The sequence below is a fragment of the Streptomyces scabichelini genome, assembly GCF_011045015.1.
Lineage (GTDB): Bacteria > Actinomycetota > Actinomycetes > Streptomycetales > Streptomycetaceae > Streptomyces > Streptomyces scabichelini.
Genome location: NZ_JAAKZY010000121.1, coordinates 1 through 17189, shown reverse-complemented (window position 1 = coordinate 17189; position 17189 = coordinate 1). Strand labels below are relative to the sequence as shown.

20 protein-coding genes are annotated in these 17189 nt (G+C 69.9%); 8 read left to right on the top strand and 12 right to left on the bottom strand.

The window, feature by feature from the left end:
- The first annotated feature begins 106 nt into the window (after positions 1-106).
- Positions 107-541 (top strand): luciferase domain-containing protein, encoded by a 435-nt coding sequence (locus G5C60_RS31150; RefSeq protein ID WP_165264346.1) that lies wholly within the window; start codon positions 107-109, stop codon positions 539-541.
- Between the two features lie 67 nt (positions 542-608).
- On the opposite strand, the gene G5C60_RS31145 is transcribed toward G5C60_RS31150, so the two are convergent.
- The 5 genes from G5C60_RS31145 to G5C60_RS31125 all read right to left on the bottom strand — a co-directional run bounded on the left by G5C60_RS31145 (position 609) and on the right by G5C60_RS31125 (position 4513).
- Positions 609-1355, bottom strand: a complete 747-nt coding sequence (locus tag G5C60_RS31145; RefSeq protein ID WP_165264345.1) for a L,D-transpeptidase — start codon at positions 1353-1355, stop codon at positions 609-611.
- The gene (locus G5C60_RS31140; protein WP_165264344.1) at positions 1345-1854 is read right to left on the bottom strand and encodes a SigE family RNA polymerase sigma factor; all 510 of its coding nucleotides are present in this window, start codon (positions 1852-1854) and stop codon (positions 1345-1347) included. The genes G5C60_RS31145 and G5C60_RS31140 overlap by 11 nt, the downstream gene beginning before the upstream one ends.
- Positions 1855-1970: 116 nt before the next feature.
- Positions 1971-2738, bottom strand: a complete 768-nt coding sequence (locus G5C60_RS31135; RefSeq protein WP_165264343.1) for a TIGR03943 family putative permease subunit — start codon at positions 2736-2738, stop codon at positions 1971-1973.
- An 8-nt stretch (positions 2739-2746) separates the two neighbouring features.
- Positions 2747-3736, bottom strand: coding sequence for a permease (locus G5C60_RS31130; protein ID WP_206440225.1), 990 nt, complete (start codon positions 3734-3736; stop codon positions 2747-2749).
- 111 nt (positions 3737-3847) lie between these two features.
- Complete coding sequence (locus tag G5C60_RS31125) at positions 3848-4513, bottom strand: TetR/AcrR family transcriptional regulator (protein WP_165264341.1); 666 nt, start codon at positions 4511-4513, stop codon at positions 3848-3850.
- Between the two features lie 96 nt (positions 4514-4609).
- On the opposite strand from G5C60_RS31125, the gene G5C60_RS31120 reads away from it, so the two are divergent.
- Complete coding sequence (locus G5C60_RS31120) at positions 4610-5503, top strand: SDR family NAD(P)-dependent oxidoreductase (RefSeq protein ID WP_165264340.1); 894 nt, start codon at positions 4610-4612, stop codon at positions 5501-5503.
- 72 nt (positions 5504-5575) lie between these two features.
- Positions 5576-6217 (top strand): Uma2 family endonuclease, encoded by a 642-nt coding sequence (locus G5C60_RS31115; protein WP_165264339.1) that lies wholly within the window; start codon positions 5576-5578, stop codon positions 6215-6217.
- Positions 6218-6256: 39 nt separating this feature from the next.
- Here the strand turns inward: G5C60_RS31115 and G5C60_RS31110 are convergent, their stop codons facing one another.
- Together G5C60_RS31110 and G5C60_RS31105 are read right to left on the bottom strand one after the other, a co-directional pair.
- Positions 6257-6868, bottom strand: coding sequence for a dihydrofolate reductase family protein (locus G5C60_RS31110; RefSeq protein WP_165264338.1), 612 nt, complete (start codon positions 6866-6868; stop codon positions 6257-6259).
- Positions 6869-6979: 111 nt separating this feature from the next.
- The gene (locus G5C60_RS31105) at positions 6980-7126 is read right to left on the bottom strand and encodes a hypothetical protein (protein WP_165264337.1); all 147 of its coding nucleotides are present in this window, start codon (positions 7124-7126) and stop codon (positions 6980-6982) included.
- Positions 7127-7325: 199 nt separating this feature from the next.
- On the opposite strand from G5C60_RS31105, the gene G5C60_RS31100 reads away from it, so the two are divergent.
- Positions 7326-8669, top strand: a complete 1344-nt coding sequence (locus G5C60_RS31100) for a helix-turn-helix domain-containing protein (RefSeq protein WP_165264336.1) — start codon at positions 7326-7328, stop codon at positions 8667-8669.
- An 18-nt stretch (positions 8670-8687) separates the two neighbouring features.
- On the opposite strand, the gene G5C60_RS31095 is transcribed toward G5C60_RS31100, so the two are convergent.
- The 4 genes from G5C60_RS31095 to G5C60_RS31080 form a co-directional block, all read right to left on the bottom strand.
- Positions 8688-9641 carry an SGNH/GDSL hydrolase family protein gene (locus G5C60_RS31095; protein WP_338145984.1) on the bottom strand — a complete coding sequence of 318 codons (954 nt, stop codon included), beginning with the start codon at positions 9639-9641 and terminating at the stop codon, positions 8688-8690.
- Positions 9642-9797: 156 nt separating this feature from the next.
- Positions 9798-11609 carry a protein kinase domain-containing protein gene (locus G5C60_RS31090; protein ID WP_165264335.1) on the bottom strand — a complete coding sequence of 604 codons (1812 nt, stop codon included), beginning with the start codon at positions 11607-11609 and terminating at the stop codon, positions 9798-9800.
- A gap of 42 nt (positions 11610-11651) precedes the next feature.
- Complete coding sequence (locus G5C60_RS31085) at positions 11652-11909, bottom strand: DUF397 domain-containing protein (protein ID WP_165264334.1); 258 nt, start codon at positions 11907-11909, stop codon at positions 11652-11654.
- Positions 11869-12717 carry a helix-turn-helix domain-containing protein gene (locus G5C60_RS31080; protein ID WP_165264333.1) on the bottom strand — a complete coding sequence of 283 codons (849 nt, stop codon included), beginning with the start codon at positions 12715-12717 and terminating at the stop codon, positions 11869-11871. The genes G5C60_RS31085 and G5C60_RS31080 overlap by 41 nt, the downstream gene beginning before the upstream one ends.
- Before the next feature lie 83 nt (positions 12718-12800).
- Here G5C60_RS31080 and G5C60_RS31075 point away from each other — a divergent pair, with 83 nt between their 5' ends.
- Together G5C60_RS31075 and G5C60_RS31070 are read left to right on the top strand one after the other, a co-directional pair.
- The gene (locus tag G5C60_RS31075) at positions 12801-13229 is read left to right on the top strand and encodes an ATP-binding protein (protein ID WP_165264332.1); all 429 of its coding nucleotides are present in this window, start codon (positions 12801-12803) and stop codon (positions 13227-13229) included.
- A gap of 10 nt (positions 13230-13239) precedes the next feature.
- Positions 13240-14091 carry an arylamine N-acetyltransferase family protein gene (locus G5C60_RS31070; RefSeq protein WP_165264331.1) on the top strand — a complete coding sequence of 284 codons (852 nt, stop codon included), beginning with the start codon at positions 13240-13242 and terminating at the stop codon, positions 14089-14091.
- A 64-nt stretch (positions 14092-14155) separates the two neighbouring features.
- On the opposite strand, the gene G5C60_RS31065 is transcribed toward G5C60_RS31070, so the two are convergent.
- A complete protein-coding gene (locus tag G5C60_RS31065) occupies positions 14156-14593 on the bottom strand; it encodes a hypothetical protein (protein ID WP_165264330.1) in 438 nt (145 codons plus the stop codon).
- 304 nt (positions 14594-14897) lie between these two features.
- Here G5C60_RS31065 and G5C60_RS31060 point away from each other — a divergent pair, with 304 nt between their 5' ends.
- A complete protein-coding gene (locus G5C60_RS31060) occupies positions 14898-16142 on the top strand; it encodes an amidohydrolase (RefSeq protein ID WP_165264360.1) in 1245 nt (414 codons plus the stop codon).
- Between the two features lie 98 nt (positions 16143-16240).
- The coding region (locus tag G5C60_RS31055) for an NAD-dependent epimerase/dehydratase family protein (protein ID WP_165264329.1) at positions 16241-17189 on the top strand (949 nt) is incomplete at its 3' end.

The window sequence follows — 17189 nt, the reverse complement described above, 5'->3', positions numbered from 1 at the left end:
ATCGAATCAACAACCGTCGCCCTCACACAGACTCGACGGAGGCAGTCGCCAAACCTCCGGAGGACAGGGGTGGTCATCCAAGTGACGTGTGCGTCAGGATGTGTTCATGACCGCGGCCCATCGCGCCATGGCTCTCCTGGAGAGCTGGCCGAATCTGGTAAGTGGCTCGCCCAAGTGCACCGTTGGGCATGCCTTCACTTCGGCGGGACATGACATCGTCCATTTCCACTCCGCCGATTCCGCCGACCTCTACCTCACCCGCACGGCGGTCGAACGCCTGCTCCCCCAGCTCCTCCACAACAGCGCCATCCGCGTCAGCCCCGGCGCCTCCTGGATCACCGTCCTCCTCGACTGCGACGCGGACGTCCAGCTGCTGCTCGGCCTGGTCAGCGTCGCCCTGAAGGAACACGGCGCCGTGTCGCCGCAGCGCCCGTCCCCACCGTGCGACTGGGAACGACCGGCGGAACTGCCCGTGTCCGCCGGCTCACGTCCGGGGGCGGCACGGCGCGTGGTGGACCGGCTCATGCCACACGGTCACTGACAGCCAGGCGCAGACAGCCAGGCGCAGACAGCCCGCGCCGCAGCCAGCCGGCACGGATACCCGAGCGTCAGGACGCCGAGCCATCGACCGGTGCCTCGACCGCGGCGCTCGCCGGCGTCCTCACCGACGTCGGTGTCGATGTCGGCGTCGGCGCCGCACCCACCACCGCCACCACCGCGCCGGGGTCGAGGCGCCGGTACAGCCACTCCGCGTCGGTGCGGCGCAGGCCGATCCAGCCCGCCGTGCTGTCGTAGTTGCCGGGCGCCTTCTCGTCGAAGGTGAAGGCGACGATGTAGTTCGTACGGTTCTGGGGGGTGCGCAACTGGATCACCCACGGAGCCTTCGTCTCGTACTGCCCCTGCCCGAAGCCGGCCAGGTCGGCGGGCAGCGTCCCCACCTCGTACTTGCCGGTGACCGTCATACGGCCCGTCGGCGTGGGCGTCTTGGCCGTGCCCGCGGAGATGGGCAGGACGCGGCCCGAGACGACCAGTTCGCGCCGGGAGAGGTTGACGGTGGCGGCGGGCACCGGGGCGGCGGACGACGGCGCGGGGGCGTTGTACGTCGCGGCGGGCGGCGTGGAGTGGCCGTCCTCTCCGCCGATGAACGCCATGGTCAGAACCACGGAAACGGCCGCCACGGCACTGACACCGACCGCCGCAAGCGAGACGTGACGGCGTCGTCGACGGCGTACGGCACGGCGGCGGATCTCCGCGCCGGGTACGGGCAGGGGGGTCTCGTGATCGTGGGCCAGTTCGTTGAGCGCGATGGCCAGTTCGGACCGGTCGAATGCGGACGGAGCGGGCTCATCGGACATGGTCGTCCTCCCTCTCACCCAGTTCGTCGGCTTCGCTCAGCCACCGCGCCAGCGCCGCGCGGCCACGGGACAGCCGGGCCTTGACCGTGCCCACGGGCGCACCGGTTTCGGAGGCTACCTGTTCCACACTCAGGTCGCACAGATGGTGCAGAACGACAGCTCTGCGCTGCACCTCGGGCAGCGCCCGCAACGCCTCGACGAGCGCGGTGCGCTCGGGCCCGGGGCCAGGCGTGAACTCCGGCGGCGGATTGCGGCGCACCAGTTCCAGCCAACGCCTCGCCCGCCGCCAGCGGCTCACCGCGAGCCGCATCGCGACCGTGCGGATCCACGCCTCGGGAGCCCCGTCGGACAGGAACTCCCGCCGCCGGTCCCAGGCGCGCACGAACGCCTCCTGGACGACGTCCTGCGCCTCACCGTGGTCCCCGGTGAAGGCGTAGATCTGGCCGGTCAGCCGCGGGAACGCGGCAGCGTAGAACGCGTCGAACTCTTCCTCGGTCATGCCCCCCGCCGAAGTCTGCGGGACGCCGTGCGCCCGGTCGTCTCTGCCGCGTTTACGGGTCCCTGGGTCGCGTACATCGAAGCACAACACGGTGGTTGACCGAGGTTCAACCAGGGTCAGCGCTTCTCGTACGGGTTCGAGGGCTGGTCCACGCGTTGCACGGAGGTGGCGTTCAGGACCGGGCGGGCCTCGTCCGAGCCGGGTGTGCCGGTGCGGTGCCAGGTGCCGGTGACCGTGACCCAGGTGTCGCGGGGCGGGGCCTCGGCGCCGCGGACCTGGACCTTCAGGGGCGCGGCGTCGGCGGCGCAGCAGTTGACGAAGAGGCGGGCGACGTACCACCTGCCGTCGTCGTCCTTCGTCACGAAGCCCGTCAGCCGGAGAGTGCGCCCCTTCATGGAGGCACCGCTGTCCCACTGCGCGCGCGACGCGAACGAGTTCAGGGTGAGCTCGACCGGGTCCCCCGCCGGGAGCTTCGGGAAGGTACCGACGCCCTGTGCCGCGACCTTCGCCTCCTCGCGCTCGGCGCTGTACGAGCCGAGGGCGGGCGGCGGGTAGAGGATGAGGGCGAGAGCGGGGGCGGCGAGGAGCCAGGCGATACGGGGGCTGCGGCTGTGGTCGTGACCGTGATGGTCCTCGTGCCCGTCCTTGCCCGTGCCCAGCTCGCTTCCGTGGCCCTCATGGCCGTGATCACGGCTGTCGCCGTCACCGTTCTCACGCCTGACGAGGCCCAGCACGCCGAGTACGACCAGCAGCACCCCCGAAATGATCAGATACGGGCGCAGCCCCTCCTTCACGTACCGCAGATACAGCTCGCTGAAGAGGGAGATCCTGAGCAGGGCCGCCCCGGACAGGATCAGCAGCACCCCCTGCGTACGTACACGCATGCGCGGCCTCACAGCAGCCACCACCCCACCACCACACTGCTCGTCACGGCCACGACCCACGTCACGGACGAGAACCGTACGGCGAAGGCCCGTCCGAAGGTTCCCGTCTGGAGGGCGAGGAGTTTCAGGTCGACCATCGGGCCGACCACCATGAAGGCGAGCCGCGCGGTCGGCGAGAACCCGGTCAGTGAGGCCGCGACGAACGCGTCGGCCTCGGAGCACACGCACAGCACGACGGCGAGTACGGCGAGCAGCAGTACCGACAGCCAGGGCGAGCCGGTGAAGACGTCGAGCAGGGAGCGCGGTACGAGGATGTTGAACGTCGCCGCCGCCGCGGCGCCGAGCACGAGGAAGCCGCCCGCGTGCAGAAAGTCGTGCTGGAGGCCGTCCCGGAAACCGCGCCACCCGGTGGGGGACGTCCCCTTGCCGCTCGTACGCCGCCGGGGCAGCCACTCCTCCTTCCCGAACCGGACCCACAGCCACCCCATCACCACGGCTGTGGCGAGCGAGGCGACGAGGCGGGCGCCGACCATGGCCGGGTCACCCGGGAAGGCGATGGAGGTGGCGACGAGTACGACCGGGTTGATGGCGGGTGCCGAGAGCAGGAAGGCCAGCGCGGCCGCCGGTGCGACTCCGCGCCGCATCAGGCTGTCGGCCACCGGTACGGACGCGCACTCGCATCCGGGCAGGACGACTCCGGCCGCGCCCGCGACGGGCACGGCGAACGCCGGTTTCTTCGGCAGTACGCGGCTGAAGACCCGCTCCGGTACGAAGGCCCCGATCGCCGCCGACACCGCCGTGCCCAGCAGCAGAAAGGGCATCCCCTGCACGGCGATGGCCGTGAAGACCGTCCACCAGGCCCCCATGGCCGGCGTCGCGAGATCGAGCGCGAACATCGGCCCGAGCACGGACCCGACGGTGACGATCGCGACGAGGGCGCCGCCCCCCACCACGACATACACGAACCCCCGCGCAACAACGCGCGCCCCGTCCCCCAGACTCCCTCGCTCCTCCACGCCCCTTGCTTCCCCGCCCTCACACCCAGTCGTACGTCGCACGTCCGGGCAGATTAACCGGTGCCGCTGTGCGGGCTCCTCGGCGCCTTCGCGTCAGGCCCGCGCCACTGTGCCCGCGATCAGCGTGGCGACGGCGTTTTCCAGGGCCGCGCGCAGGTCCAGGCGGAGCTCCATCACGGTGGGGTCGGCTTCGTAGGCGGCGAGCACGCTGGCGGAGGGCCGGCAGTAGGTCGAGAGGGCGCCGGCCAGGATCAACGTCATCATGACCACCGTCCGGACGCCGTCGCCGAGTTCGGGCACGTACTGGCGGATGAGGTCGGTCGTGGTCGTGAGGCCGGCGATGGCGGACCGCTTGTGGCGCACCACGACGTCGACGGACACGTTGTGCTCCAGCACATTGGCCTGGGCGTTGACGAGATCGAGCAGCACCGTCTGGCGTGCGAGGGACGCGCTGAGTACCGCGGCCACCTGGTCGCCGCGTTCGCGCACCGACAGGTGTGGGTCGACACCCTTGGCCAGTTCGTCCGGCAGCTCCGCCAGCGCACTCGCCAGGGCGCGCTCCAGCAGTTCGAGCAGCACCGCCTCACGGGACTCGAAGTAGCGGAGCACGTTCGACTTGGCCAGTCCGACCCGTCGGCTCAGCTCGTTGAGGCTCAGGTCGGCCACCGGCATCTCGTCGAGCATCGCCGCCGCCGTGTCCAGGATCGTCTGACGCCGGATCTCGCGCTGCTCCTTGCTGCGTGCCCGCTGGAATGTCATGCGCCCCAGTTTACAAACCAGTGGTCTCTTGACAGCAGACCGTCGGTCTCTTACTGTCGAGGCTATAAGAGACCAACGGTCTATAAGGAGACTGACATGAAGTGGACCGAGCGTGACATCCCCGAGCAGAAGGGGCGGGTGGCGGTCGTGACCGGCGCCAACACCGGCCTCGGCTTTGAGACCGCCCGTGCTCTGGCGGAACGCGGGGCGACGGTGGTGCTGGCCGTGCGGGACGTCGAGAAGGGCAGGCAGGCGGCCGCCCGCATGTCCGGCGACGTGACCGTGCAGGAGCTGGACCTGACGTCACTGGAGTCGATCCGCGCCGCCGCTGCCGACCTGCACGGAACGCACACGGGGATCGACCTGCTGATCAACAACGCCGGTGTGATGTACCCGCCGAAGCAGACCACGCGCGACGGGTTCGAGCTGCAGCTCGGCACCAACCATCTCGGGCACTTCGCGTTCACCGGGCTGGTACTGGACCTGCTGCTGCCCGTGCCGGGCTCGCGGGTGGTGACGGTCAGCAGCGTCGCCCACCGCGTCCGGGCCGCCATTCACTTCGACGACCTGCAGTCGGAGCGGTCCTACAACCGCGTCGCGGCCTACGGGCAGTCGAAGCTGGCGAACCTGATGTTCACCTACGAACTGCAACGCCGCCTCGGCTCGCTCAGCACCACGATCTCGGTGGCCGCACACCCGGGTCTGGCCAATACCGACCTCGGGCGCAACCTCCCCGCCGCGATGCGGGTGATCGCCCCCGTGATCGGGCCCTTGATGAGCCAGAAGCCGGAGATGGGCGCCCTGCCGACCCTGCGTGCGGCCACCGACGCCGACGTCCGCGGCGGCCAGTACTACGGCCCCGACCGCTTGGGCGAGTCCCGAGGACACCCGAAGGTCGTCGAGTCCAGCCCGGAGTCCCACGACCGGACCGTCCAGCAGCGCCTGTGGACGGTCTCCGAGGACCTCACCGGCGTGAAGTTCCCTGTCTAGGCATGTCCAGGTTCACCCTGAGGGACGGCTGTCAGCAGTTCGCGGGGCCCCGTCGGCGGTAGCGTGGGTGGAGTGACGGGAACCAAGGATTCGGCCGTGACCCACGAGGCCATTTACCGGCATCTGCGCGAGCTGCGCGACCATCTGAAGCTGCCACGCGGCTTCACGTACCCCGAGATCAGCGACGGGACGTTCGTCATAATGATGAGCCCCCGCCCACGTCACCAGGTCACAGCGAAGGACGTCACGCGTCAGCTCGACCCGCAGCTTCCCGACGGCATCATGACCTTCGAGGCCACGGACACCGACGACGCCGCCCTGGGCAAGCTCCGGATCCCCGACATCATCGTCACCGCGCGCGAGGCGATGCTGACCGACGATCCGCTGAACCCGCACGAGATCCTCCTGGCCATCGAGATCGTCTCCCCGTCGAACCCCGCCAACGACTACGAGGCCAAAAGCCGTGACTACCCGGCGATGGGGATCGAGCACTACCTCATCCTCGACCCCCGCGACGGCACCTGGACCTACCAGTGGGACATCGACACGAGCGAAGGGCGCCCCGCCTACGGCAACCGCCTCCATAAGCAGCCGTACGGAACCCCGCTCGCCATCAACACCGAACTGGGCACCTGGAAGCTCGACACAAGCGGGCTGCCGCTCTACTCCCGCAAGGACATGATGCTGTCGCCCGAACACGACGGTGACGACTGAGGCGGTCACCCGTTGCAGGCCCGCATTCGGAATGAGGGCCTACGCGTCCGCCCCGTACGTCCCGTACTCCGGAAGCCCCGTCGATTCGTAGACGAGGACGGTCAGTCCGCCCGGTGTCGTCTCGTTGCTCAGGAGCCGTAGGCCCGCCGGGGCGCCGCCGTCCGGGAACAGGCGGCGGCCGGTGCCCACGACCACCGGGGCGATGGCGAGGCGCAGCTCGTCGATCAGGCCGGCGGCCAGCAGGGACTGGCCCAGCTGGGCGCTGCCGTGGATCTGCAGCTCGCGGCCGGGCTGCTGCTTCAGTTCGGCGACCTGGGCGGGGATGTCGCCGGACAGGATCGTGGTCGGGTTCCAGTCGGCCCTGGTCAGGCTGTGGGAGGCCACGTACTTCGGCAGGCCGTTCAGGATGGCGGCGTTCGGGTGCTCGGTCATCTTCGGCCAGTCCCGTGCGAAGTTCAGGTAGGTACGGCGGCCGAACAGGAACGCGTCCGCCTGCCCGAGCCACGTGGTGACGTACCTCTCGAACTCCTCGTCCAGGTGCGGCACGAACCAGCCGCCCCGGGTGAAACCGTCGCTGGTGTCCTCGTCCGGAGCTCCGGGGCCCTGGGAGACGCCGTCCAGCGACAGGAACTCCTGCAGTACCAACCTCATCGCGCACCACTTCTCTCTTCGACAGGAGCGACAGGACGACGCATCCGTCCTCGCTCTACCTCAGACCTCGTGTCGCGCGGAAACTCATCGGTCAGTGATGCGGTCCCGCGGTCAGTGATGCGGTCCCGCCGCCCCCGCGCTGATCAGGGCCGCGCAGGCGATGACCGCCGCGCACAATGCCGTGAGATAGCGGGGCGAGACGTAGCGGGCCGTGACGTGGAGCGCCGATACATAGCGCGTGGACATGCGTCGGAACACGGCGACAACCTCGCATCGTCAGTGCATTAAGTGTGCGCAATCGTACGTTTAACGCGCCGCTTAACGTAGGGCGGAACGGCCTCCGGGGCAAGGGGGGCCGTGAGCCTCCTGCCCGCTTCCCGCCACCATTAACTGGCTTGTTACGCACGGAAGTTGGGTTATCAGTAGAGGTAAGTCGACTTACTGGCATGCTTAAGCCATGGCCGAGCGTGACGACCCGGGGATCATCGGGCGCAGAGTCCAGCAGCTGCGTACGCAACGCGGCCTGACCCAGAAGCAGTTGGCGGAGGGGGCGTACACGCCTGCGTACGTCTCCACGCTGGAGGCGGGACGCGTACGGCCCTCGGAGGAGGCGCTGCGGCACATCGCGGCGCGGCTCGGGGTCGCGTACGAGGAACTGGCCACCGGGCGGCCCGCACACCTCGCCACCGATCTGCGGCTGCGGCTCACCGACGCGCAGCGCACGCTGGCGACCGGCGAGGCGGAGGCCGCGGCCGAGCAGTACACGGCGTTGCTCACGGAGGCGGAGGCGCACGGGCTCGACGCCGAGTGCGCTGCCGCGTTGCTGGGGCTCGGCGAATGCGCCCTGGAATCCGGGAACCTGGTCGTCGGCCGGCTGCGGTTCGAGCAGGCGGAGAAGCGGCTCGCGGACGAGCCCCTGCCGGTCCGGGTACCGGCCCTGCGCGGACGGGCGGTCGCTCACTACCTGGCGGGTGAACTCCGGTACGCCTGCTACCTGTTGGAGTCTGCCCTCGACGAACTCAACCGCACCGGACTGCACGATCCGGGCGCCTTGCTGCTCCTCTATACGGCTGTGATCGCGCCGTACATGGACATGGGGGCGCACGCGCGGGCCGCCCAGGCCGCCGAGTTCGCCCTCGCGCTCGCTCCTCAGGTGGAGGACCCGGCGCTGGTGGCCCGTATGCACCGGTCTGTCGCTCGTACGCTGCTTGCCGAGGGGCGGGTTGCCGAGGCGGACGCGTCCTTGGGCAAGGCGGCCGAGCTTTATCGCCAGCTTCAGATTCGTACCGGACTTGCCAACTGCCATTGGATGCGCGGCTATTTGTACGCCCAGAACGGTGAACTGGAGCGGGCCGAGCACGAGTTGCGTGAGGCCCAGTCGATGCACGCCGCCAAGCGCGCGACGCTCTTCACCAGCCAGGTGGCCGTGGAGCTGGCCGACGTCCTGCATCGGCGGGGCAAGTCGGACGAGGCGGCGAAACTGCTCCGTGACGTGCTCGGGGACCTGAGTTCGGAGCGCGGGGCCGTCCACTCCGCGGCGGCTCACCGGTTGCTGGGGATCATCGCCGAGGACGCGCGGGACACGGAGGCGGCCGAGGAGCACTACGTCCGCGCGCTCAGCCTGCTGGAGCGGGCGGGGGCCGCGGGGGATCTGGCCGACCTGTGCCGGCTGCTCGGGGACCTGCTGCGGCGGACGGGCCGGGTGGAGGCGGCGCTGGACGCCTACCGGACGGGCCTGGGCCACCAGACCGCTCCGGGGACGACGACGCTGGGTCCGGCCCCGGCGCATCCGCCACTCTGAGGGCCGCAAGACGCACGGCTACTCCGAAGCCTCGAGTGCGGACTTCACCATGGAGGCCGCGGCCTCCATGCCCCTCTCGTTCGGGTGGTACGGAGTCCGTCCCGAGGCGGGCCGGTACGTCTCCACCCACGGCTCGGACGAGCACGCGTCGTGGCCCTGGCTGGCGGCGGCGAGGTCGACCAGGGTCGCCCCGGTGTCTGCCGCCGCGGTGGCGGTCGCGTCCGCCAGGCGAGTGGCGATGCTCTGTCCGAACGCCAGCTGGTCGGCGGTGAGCGGCACATTGGCGCAGGTACCGGCGTCGGGCAGGACGGTGAGGTAGTTCACCAGGTAGACGTCCGCCTCCGGGGCCTTGTCGTGGACGGCGTTCACGACGTTCGCGAGCCGGGCGGTCAGCACGTCGAAGGTCTGGTTGATCGCGGACTGGTCCACGGTGCCGCAGTTCGTGCCACCGCTGGTCTGGCAGGAGTACGTGCCGAGGCTGCCGAGGTAGTTGACGTCGTTACCCCCGATGGTGATCGTGACCACGCGGGTCGAGCCGGTCACGGCGTCGATCTGCGGCGGCTGCGCACCCTGGTCGGAGGTGAGGATGTTCGCCGTGGTGGCGCCGCTGCACGAGACGTCCCTCAGGTTCATCCCGGTGCCACGGGCCACGATGCCGGGGTAGTTGTAGTCCGACCGCCCGCATGCCGTGCCCCCGGTGGTGGACCCCGGCGGAATACCCGGGCCCGCGGCGAACGAACTGCCCATCGCGACATACTCGACCCCGGCCACCGAGTTCGCGGCCTGGCTGCGCGCTTCGACCCCCGCCTGTCCGGTCGTCTCCTTCGCCGCGGCCGAGCCGGTGTCCTTGTTCTTGCCGCCGCTGACGTCCCCTGTGGCGCTGCCGCCGCAGGCCGTGAGGGTGAGGGCACCGACCACCAGGGCCGCACAAGCTGTCAGGGCGTTTCGTCGGGTCTCGTTCTGCTTCGTCACGAGCTGCTCCCGTTTCAAGAGGTGTGGTCCGCTCCGGTTGTCAGAGGAGACCACTCACGGGGCTGACGGGATCCCGATGAAACAAGGTGATGGCCGATGCGTGACAGAAGCATGACATCCACCCGCGACGCCCCCTGGGCGCCGCTCCGCAGCAGGTCAGCCGGTCGCGGTCCGCTCGGGCGGCTCGGGCGGCTCGGGCGGCTCGGCATCGTAGTTGGCCACGCCGCCGAGGTTGCGCTCGATGGCCACCGCCCAGGAGCCGTCCCCGATCATCGCGTCGATCGCCGCGCTGATGTCGTCGCGCAGTTCCGTCTCACCCTTGGGCACCCCGACGCCGTAGAAGTTCTTGGCGCTGAGTTCCAGTCCGGCCAGCTGGTAGTCACCGGGATTCCCGCCCTGGATGGCGTATCCGGCGAGGAGGGCGTCGTCGGTCGTCAGAGCATCGACCTCGCCTCTGTCCAGGGCGGCGAGGCATTCCGAGTAGGACGGGTACTCCGTGAGCTGCACGCCTGGTGCCAGGTCCTGCTTCACGACCTCCGCGGAGGTGGAGCCGGTGACCGAGCACAGCTTCCTGCCGTTGAGGTCCTTCGCACTGGTGGCCCGGTCGCCGTCGCGTATCAGCAGGTCCTGGCTGGCGGACAGGTAGGGGCCGGCGAAGTCGGCCTCTTCCTTCCGCGCGTCGGTGATCTGATAGCCGGCGACGACGAAGTCGACCTCGCGGTCTACCAGGAGGTTCGTACGCTCGGCGGCCGGCGCCTCCCGCCACGTGATGTCCTCGGCTTCGACGCCGAGTTCGCCGGCGACGTACCGGGCGACGTCGATGTCGAAGCCCGCGTACTCCCCGTCCGAGGTGCACATACTCAGGCCCGGCCGGTCGACCACGATGCCGATCGTCAGGCTTTCCCGCCCGCCGCGGCCACCGGAGCCGGACGGGGACCCGGACGCGCACTCGGTCGGGGAGCCGGTGGCGGACTTGGTCGGCGAACCGCCCGCTTTCGCACCGTCACCGCCCCCCGGCAGCAGCCACACCACTGTCGCCAATGCGAGCCCTCCGACCGCCAGGGCAGCCGTGGCCGCCAACGGGACTCGGCGTCGGCGCGGTGCTGCTGGAAGCGCCGGCGTTGGCGCCGCCCCGACCAGCCGCTGGTACGCCGGTAACTCCGCCAGCGCGAAGGTGACGCCGCACCGCCGGACGATCTCCAGCGGGGCGGGCCGCCGCGCCGGTTCCCGGTCGACGCATTGCCGTATGAGCTCGGCAAGCCCGGGCTCCACCCCGTCGACGTCGATCTCGCCGTGCACGACGCGGTAGCTGACGGCCGGCCACTCCCCGCCGCCGTACGGTGCCCGGCCGGTCGCGGCGGCGGCCAGCGTCGCGCCGAGCGCGAACACATCCGCCGCCGGGCCCGCCTCGCCGCCCAGCAGCACCTCGGGCGCGGTATAGCCGGGGGTACCCGGCGTCTGGCCGGTGCGCGTGAGCTGCGTGTGCTCCGCCGCCCGAGCGATCCCGAAGTCGATCAACTGCGGCCCGCCCGGGGCCAGGATGACGTTGTGCGGCTTCACGTCCCGATGCACGACCCCATGCTCGTGAACCGCCGCCAGCGCCTCCGCGACCGCGGCGAACAGCCCCATACACAGGGTGGGTTCGAGGGGCGTGCCGCGTGTTGCCTTCAGCAGCGTCGGGCCCGGCACGAACTCCGTCGCCAGCCAGTACGGCGACACGTCCAGGGAAGCGCCGACGAGGCGAGCGGTGTACGGGCTGCGCACCGCGCGTACCGTCGCCACCTCACGCCGGAACCTGGTCAGGACGTCGGCGTCCTCCGCGATGTCCTCGCGGATCACCTTGATCGCCACCTGCATCCCACCCGGCGACCGCCCCAGGTAGACCCGCCCCATTCCGCCGCTGCCCAGCCGGGCCAGCAGGGTGAACTCGCCGAGGCGCTTGGGATCCTGGCTTCTCAAGGTCTCCACGGCCACCACTCTGGCAGAACAGGCCGGGTGACCTCGACCGGTCTACAGCGAGGTGATGAAGGCGGAGAAGGCGTCGGGGGTGACGGTGAAGGCTCCGCCTTCGGGGTTCTTGGAGTCGCGGATGGCGATGTGGGGGGTGAGGTCGGCGACCTCGACGCATTGGCCGCTCGTTCCGCTGTACGAGGACTTGTGCCAGGCGGCGGTGCCGAGGGCGGCGCACTCGACGCAATCACCGCCGCTGCTACCGCTGTAGCTGGACTTACGCCACGTCGGGGCCGTCAGCTCCTGGCTGGTCTCCATAGCGCTCCTCCATCACTCGGGCGATCAGTGCTGCCGAGTCCTGCACCGAGAGTGCGGCAGCCTGCAATTGATCGTAATGGAGGCAACCCTCGCTGACGCTGTCTGGGTTGGCGGTCATGTGCCCCTGGATGAAGTCCTCGGTGTAGACGATGTCCGGGTCGTCATCGAAGCGTAGGAGGTTGAACCCGCCTGTCAGGCCGGGGTGTTGGCCCGCAGAGAAGGGCAACACCTGGAGTTTGACCCGACGTTGGCTGCGGAGACCCAACAAGTGGGCGAGTTGGTTTCGCATGACTTCCCGGCCGCCGATGGGCCGGTACAGCACCGCCTCGTCCAGCACCACCCATACCAGCGGCGGCTTCCCCCTCCCCAGGACGCGCTGACGCTCCAACCGGGCGGCGACCAACTCATCGAGGTTCTCCGGCTCCGGCGCACCGAGTACGGCACGTGCGTACTCCTCCGTCTGCAAGAGCCCGTACACCAACTGCGCCTGGAACGTGGAGATGTACGTCGCCTTGGCCTCCATCTCCGCGTACGGCTGGAACCACGTCGGCAGTTGGCTGCGCAGCACCAGGCCGACGAGACGTGTGAACAGCCCGTCCGTCATGAGCGCCGCATCCACCCGCTCCGCGAAATCCCTCGTCGGAACCTTGCGTGCCGTCTCGATCTGCCCGACCAGTGACCCCGTACAGAAGATGCAGGAACCCAACTCGCCCTGCTTCATCCCGGCCGCCTCCCTCTTGCGGCGCAGCTCCGAGCCGAAGTAGTCCAACGGGGAAGCGCTGGGGTCGAGTTCGCGGATGTTGGCCATGGGTGCCATCCCCCAAGCTGACGCGTGGCGCCGTTGATTCCGGTTCGTAGCCGAGCGTAACCGGATCACTCCACTCTGGTGATGTGAATCACGCAACTGACCTTCCAGAGGCGGGGCTTGGCGCCAGGTACGGCGGCAACTTCACCGTCGGTGACCACTCGGCCCGGCACCTGCGCCGCATTCTCCGGGCGTACCTGAGGGCGTGGGAGATGCCCGAACTGATCGACGCGGCCGGGCTCGCGCTGACAGAGCTGGTCGCGAACGTCGTACGGCACGTACCCGGGCGACGCTGCTCGCTGCTGATGCTGCGGCGGCCGGACGGGGTGCGGGTGGAGGTGACCGACTCGTGCTCCTCGCCGCCGTTGTCCACAGCTGTGGACGAACTCGCGGAGGGCGGCCGGGGGCTGATGATCACCGATGCGGTCACGGACCGCTGGGGCTGGCATCCGCTGTCCGACCGCCCGGGCAAGACGGTGTGGTTCGAGTGCGACACGACATGTGGGCGTACATAGGGTGAAGCGCATGTCCGACACAGTGCAGACAGAGCAGACAGTGCAGGCAGAGCAGTTCGACCTTGATCTGTATCTCAAGCGGATCGGATGGGAGGGGGAGAGGCGGGCCGACGTGGAGACGCTGCGGAGCGTGCATCTGGCCCACGCCCGGTCCATACCGTTCGAGAATCTGGACGCCCTGCGCCGTACGGCCCCGTCCCTCCAACCCGCCGACCTCATGGCCAAACTCGTCCACAGCCGACGCGGAGGCTACTGCTACGAGCACAACACGCTGCTCTCGTGCGCGTTGGGGGCGCTGGGCTTCCGTCTGACGAGGCTGGCCGCGCGCGTCATCCTGGGCGCGGACAGCATCGAGAGCCGGCCGCGCACGCATATGGCGCTGCTGGTCGAGGTTCCGGGTGACCCGCAGCCGTATCTGGCCGATGTCGGCTTCGGGGCCATCGGGTCGCTGCTGGAGGCGGTGCCGCTGGCCGTCGGCGCCGAGTTCCGCGACGGGGGGCGTCGGCACCGGTTCGTCCACGTGCCGCACGGCGGACCTCTGGAGCTGTGGGTGCTCCAGGCGTACGAGGGGGACGCGTGGAGGGGGCAGTACGCGTTCACGGTGGAGCCGTTCGAGAAGCCCGACTTCGAGGTCATCAACTGGCACGTCGCGACGAACCCGCGCTCCCCGTTCACCCGGAGCCCGTACATCCAACGCACCACCGCCGAGCGCCACCTCGCCCTCGACGGCCGCCGCCTCACCGAGACCCACCCGGACGGCACCGTCACCGAACGAGAACTCACGGACGAGGCGGAGGCCCGCCGCGTCCTGGACGAGGAGTTCACCATCACCGTGCCGTCCGGCATGACACTGCTGACGTGAGAACGAAGGGCCCGGTCCAGGAGGACCGGGCCCTTCGTTCTTCAGAGCTTCAGAGCGGCGTCGATCAGTCGATCTGCGGCGAACCGGTCAGGTCCCACGTGTAGGCGCCCTCACCGTCGCGGTCGAGGTCGAAGACGACCTTTCCGTCGGCGGTCCACGTCGAGGTCCGGTCGTGGGTGACGAACTTGGAGCAGAGTTCGCTGGACCGCGGGAAGCTGTTGATGTCGTACCGGATGTCGCAGGTGCGGCTGCCCTTGACGACGTTCGACTGCTCGACTCGCACCTGGACGTCGAACTTGTCGAACTTCCGCTCGCCGTCGATGCTGCTGGTGCCGCCGTTGAACCAGCTGACGTCGGCGGTGGCCTCATAGCCGTCGCCGACTCGCTGGATGCACAGCTGGATCTCGACGTACGTGTTGTCCCCGGGCGTCGCGAACGTCTTGTCCTGGTACTTGCACGCGAAGTCGACGGCGTACGCGGGTGTGGCCGCCAGCGTGGTCACCCCTCCGAGAGCAAGCAGGAACGCGGACGCAGCCGTGGCCGAACGCCGTATGGCGGGTCTCATTCGGTTGCCTTTCCATAGCACCCCCGTGCGAATCACTGGGGATTCACCTGCATGATCCAGGCGAAAGGATCTCCAAGGACGGCCAGTGCGGCGGAACGTGACCAACGCGTTACAAAGACCTGAACACAGGATGGACGGGACGGACTGGATGGACCGGGCGACCATGGTCGCGATGCCCGCCCTGACCGAACTCGACGACCACGCCGAGTGGTTCGGCCCCCGCCCCCGTACGCTGCAACCCGTGACCTCTCCCGCCGCCCGTACCGCGCTGGACCTCACCGCCGACCTCCCGCTGCCCGCGCTCGAGGACTTCTACCGGGATCTGCACCGCCATCCCGAGCTGTCCCTCGGCGAGCACCGCACGGCGGCCAAGCTCGCCGAGCGACTGCGTACGGCCGGGTACGAGACGGTCGACGGCGTCGGCGGCACGGGAGTGGTCGGTCTGCTGCGCAACGGCGACGGGCCGACCGTTCTGCTGCGCGGCGACATGGACGCGCTGCCGGTCGCCGAGGAGACCGGCCTGCCGTACGCATCCGAGACGCCCGGTGTCATGCACGCCTGCGGGCACGACCTGCACGTCACCTGGCTGACGGGGGCCGCCGACGCACTGTCCGCGGGCCGCGACACCTGGTCCGGCACGCTCCTCGTCGTGGGCCAGCCCGCCGAGGAGACCGGCGAGGGCGCGGCCGCGATGGTCGGGGACGGGCTGTACGAGCGCTTCCCGCGCCCGGACGTCCTGCTCGCCCAGCACGCGGCGCCAGGCCCGACAGGGCTGTACGCCCACTCGCCCGGCCTGATCATGTCCGCCTCGACGGACGTCGACATCGTCGTGCACGGGGTGGGCGGCCACGGCTCCCGGCCCGAGGCGACCGTCGATCCGGTGGTGACGGCCGCGTACATCGTGACCCGCCTCCAGACCGTCGTATCAAGGGAGTTGGCGGCCCGCGAGTCCGCCGTCCTGACGGTCGGACGGATCGAGGCGGGCACCCGGCACAACATCATCCCGTCCGAGGCACACATCGCCCTGAACGTCCGTACGCAGTCCGCCGACGTACGCGACCGCATGCTCGCGGCGATACGCCGCATCGCCGCGGGCGAGTGCGCTGCCGCGGGCTGCCCCAGCGAGCCCACCGTCACCGTCGGCAGCAGTTTCCCGGTCACGGTGAACGACATGGACACCGACCGCCGCGTCGCCGCCGTCCACGGCGAGGTCTTCGGCGCGGGCACGGTCCTCGACTTCGGCCCGGTGATGGGCAGCGAGGACTTCCCGTTCCTCGCCGAGGGCGGCCTCCCGTACTCGTACTGGTTCGTGACGAGCACCCCCATCGACGTATGGGACGCGGCGGCCACCGGCGGCGACCTGATGCAACAGCTCGCGGCGGTACCCAGCAACCACAGCCCGCACTTCGCACCCGACCTGGGGACGGTCGGGCCGGGGGTACGGACACTGGTGTCGGGGGCGCTGGAGATGCTGGCGGGACGCTGACGCGTCCCCCGAGGGTTCCCCCCGAGGGTTCTTACGTCCCCGTGACATGACGGCCGCGGAGCCGCTGATGAGCGGGGCGCGGGCCTAGCGTTTCCGTTATGCGAGTACTGGTCACCGGCGGTGCCGGGTTCATCGGGTCGGCGGTCGTGGCCGCGCTTGGGGCGCGGGGGCATGAGGCGGTGGTGTACGACCTCGTGTCCGGGGCGGACGTGCGGGACCGCGAGGCGGTGGGGCGGGCGCTCGGCGGCGTGGATGCCGTATGTCATCAGGCGGCGATGGTGGGTCTCGGCAAGGGATTCGAGGACGCGCCCGCCTATGTGAGCAGCAATGATCTCGGGACCGCCGTGCTGCTGTCCGCGATGGCGGACGCGGGGGTGCGGGGGCTGGTGCTCGCCGGGTCGATGGTGGTGTACGGGGAGGGCCGGTACGAGTGCGGGCGGCACGGGGTCGTACGGCCCGGGCCGCGGGACGTCGCCGATCTGGAGGCGGGCCGCTTCGAGCCCGACTGCCCCGTCTGCGGAGCCGAGTTGGCGCCCGGCCTTGTGGGTGAGGACGCTCCCGTCGATCCCCGGAACGTGTACGCCACGACCAAGCTCGCCCAAGAGCATCTGGCGGCTGCCTGGTCCCGTGCGGTGGACGGCCGGGCGGTGTCGCTCCGGTACCACAACGTGTACGGGCCGGGGATGCCGCGCGACACCCCGTACGCCGGGGTCGCCTCCTTCTTCCGGTCGTCACTGGCGCGCGGAGAGCCGCCTCGGGTCTTCGAAGACGGGGGTCAGCGGCGGGACTTCGTCCACGTACGCGATGTGGCTTCGGCCAATGTCCTGGCTCTGGAGGCCCTTTCGTCCGCGGCCCCCTTCACCCCCTTCACGGCCTACAACGTGGGCAGCGGGGATCCGCACACCGTGGGAGAGCTGGCCGATGCGCTTGCCGCCGCCCACGGAGGGCCGGCGCCCGTCGTCACCGGGGAGTACCGGCTCGGCGACGTACGGCACATCACGGCGGATTCGGCGCGGGTGCGGGGGGAGTTGGGGTGGAAGCCGGAGG